The sequence below is a fragment of the Oleiphilus sp. HI0079 genome (genome assembly GCF_001635105.1).
Genome location: NZ_LWFT01000656.1, coordinates 1 through 1,810, shown reverse-complemented (window position 1 = coordinate 1,810; position 1,810 = coordinate 1). Strand labels below are relative to the sequence as shown.

Genomic DNA, 1,810 nt, shown 5'->3' with positions numbered 1-1,810 from the left:
TTGCTTTGGTGTGTGGTACTGGATCAAAAGTCGCGATTTAAAAGAATTCGCTTATCAGCGCGCACAAGCGGCGTGTAAGAAGCTAGATTTGCAGTTGCTCGACCAGGCAGTCGCGTTAAAAAGTGTGCGACCCGTGCGCAATGCCAAAGGCCATATGCAGTTGCGTCGAATTTACAGCTTTGATTTCAGCTCCTCTGGTGAAGACCGTTATGAGGGGGAGGTGATTATGCTTGGTAATCGTTTAGATGAAGTGAAATTTGCACCGCATCGCATCGGCTAGTTTGGAAAAAGCAGATCTATAATCAATTTGTCAGACATGCCCTGTTGCTTATATCTTTGAGAACCGCGGGTGAATTTTTTAGAGCAACCCTCACAAAATGCTACCCTTTCTAGTTCATTTTGACCGCCGAAAACAAATGCCATGTCGTTTGGATAGAGCCATATTGCAAATTTAGACTGTTCTATTCTGCGTTTAGGCTCTCCATAAGCGCTTTGTATATTTTCTGCATGATCACCTAACTCGATGTTCAGGGCATTTAGTTCTGCAAGAGTATCGGCTATAAGACTTGATTCATGTTCCGCCGCTTTCATCTGTTTACTCGCGATATCAGGCTCTGTGGCATAATCTTGATACTTGTCGATCCAATAGCTGTCGATACCTGACTGTTCTAGATATGACAAAGCGGGATGAGAGCCGTCGAGGACTTTCAACGTTGCCCCTGTTTTATAGCAAGACGTAGCGCGTTTATAACCAGTTTTAAACCTTGGTTTAAGTCTTGAAAAATAAAGATGCATCAAGCAGACAGAGTAATCTTCCTATGCATCTTGATACACGCTGCTTTCAACTTGTCGAGGCAGAGCATCAAAGCTATACCTAGCGCAGTATTCACTGCTCTCAGTGAGTATTGAAATGTGCTCTTCTTTAGAGAATTCGAAGCATTCGTAATACTCTTTCCCCATTGCTTCTTTATAAACGAGCATTAGGTTGTTAATCGTGTCTTCAGAAGTGTATGCCTCAATGGGGGGCACGCCGACAGGTTCTTTGTTAGCGCAGCCAATAGTCAAGACGGCAAAAAAAATAATGAAAAGCGTAACGAGCAAACGGCGGGATTTAACGAGGTACAACGATATCATCCATGAACTATCAAGAGTTCGATCCTAGAGGCTCAAGCTATGAGCCGCTCTGATCTTCAAGTATAAATTATTCGGTGTATCAAATTAAGTCTGTTTGATTGATTCGTCAGGCGCAGAGGTACTTATTCTGGTTCCCCGCAAATGGCTTAACTCGGCTTTGAATGAAAGGCTATGTAGGCTAGGTAGAGATATGGCCATGCTCACGAGCTCAGAGTAGGAGCAGTCGTCTATAACTCCATGATAGCGATCAACTAAGTAGCGAATTTTTTGTTCCTCATCAAATGCACAGCTAAGTCGTAAGGGCTCGAGGGAGATTACCTGTTGGCACTGCATTTCATCATAGGCGGACTGCACGGCAGTAGAGTAAGCGCGAACCAAGCCTCCAGCGCCAAGTTTAATGCCGCCAAAATAACGGACGACAACAATGAATATATCCCCCACATCTTTATGCTGCATAACGTTTAGCATCGGCTTTCCTGCGGTTCCACTGGGCTCTCCATCATCAGACATCGCGACGGACGTAGGTGCTTTCGGGTCACCAAGTAAATAGGCCCAGCAATGATGGCGTGCATCTGTGTAACGTTCCCGCAAGGTTTGCAAATGGATCATGGCTTCAGCGCGGTTCTTTGTATGAAACACAAAGGTGCTAAAACGACTTTTCTTGACGATCAATTCA

General features: G+C 44.6%; 4 protein-coding genes. 1 reads left to right on the top strand and 3 read right to left on the bottom strand.

All coding sequences use genetic code 11. From position 1 onward, the window contains the following. A partial coding sequence (locus A3750_RS11795) for a DUF3301 domain-containing protein (protein ID WP_156498541.1) occupies nucleotides 1-280 on the top strand: 280 nt, incomplete at its 5' end. Here A3750_RS11795 and A3750_RS11790 read toward each other — a convergent pair. The 3 genes from A3750_RS11790 to A3750_RS11780 all read right to left on the bottom strand — a co-directional run. Continuing rightward, complete coding sequence (locus A3750_RS11790) at nucleotides 277-798, bottom strand: hypothetical protein (protein ID WP_156492592.1); 522 nt, start codon at nucleotides 796-798, stop codon at nucleotides 277-279. The two genes, A3750_RS11795 and A3750_RS11790, sit on opposite strands and share 4 nt — an antisense overlap. Nucleotides 799-816: 18 nt before the next feature. Then, nucleotides 817-1,029 (bottom strand): hypothetical protein, encoded by a 213-nt coding sequence (locus A3750_RS11785; protein ID WP_156492593.1) that lies wholly within the window; start codon nucleotides 1,027-1,029, stop codon nucleotides 817-819. Nucleotides 1,030-1,218: 189 nt separating this feature from the next. After that, nucleotides 1,219-1,810: YigZ family protein (locus A3750_RS11780; protein ID WP_197475009.1), on the bottom strand; the 592-nt coding region annotated here is incomplete at its 5' end.